Annotated in this window: 1 protein-coding gene; it reads left to right on the top strand. The window is 87.5% G+C overall.

The annotated features are described in order from the left end of the window. Nucleotides 1-333 precede the first annotated feature (333 nt). Nucleotides 334-543 (top strand): hypothetical protein (locus PGN05_RS24200; protein WP_419755132.1); only part of this gene is annotated, 210 nt, incomplete at its 3' end.

Below are 543 nucleotides of genomic sequence, written 5' to 3'. Positions count from 1 at the left end.
CCCCGCCGCGCGGCGGCGCACCGGACGACGCCGCAGCCCGCGACGCCGCAGTCGCCGGCCGCCGCGCAGCCACCGGCTCGGGCGGCCGAACCGGCGCCGTCCGCTCCGCCCGCGGGCGACGGCTGGCCGGAGAGCACGCGGCCCGGCACGGGCAGCCCGGCCCAGGCCCCTGCGGCGGCCCGGCCCGCCGCGGACGACGGCTGGCCCGCGACCACTCCGCCGGGCTCCGGCGCCCCGGCCCGGCCCGCGCCGGCGTCGCCGCCGCCGGCTCCGGCCGCCCAGTCCGCTCCGGCCGCCCCGCCGGCTCAGGCAGAGCCGGCCCGGCGCGCCCGGATGGCCGCCGGGGAGCCCGACATCCCGCTCCCGCCCGAGCCGGCCGACGACGAGGACTGGCCGCACGCGCCCCGCCCCGCGGAGGCCGCTGCCGCGGCGGCCCGCCTCGAGCAGCCGCGGCCGGAGCCCGCCGCTCCCCGGGCGGCGGGCGAGTCGGCCCCGGCCCCGCGCGGGGGCGGGCCGACGCCGGCGGTCTCGGCCAACCCCGAG

The organism is Geodermatophilus sp. CPCC 206100, assembly GCF_048569675.1.
GTDB lineage: Bacteria > Actinomycetota > Actinomycetes > Mycobacteriales > Geodermatophilaceae > Geodermatophilus.
This window is presented reverse-complemented; position numbering and strand designations above follow the sequence as displayed.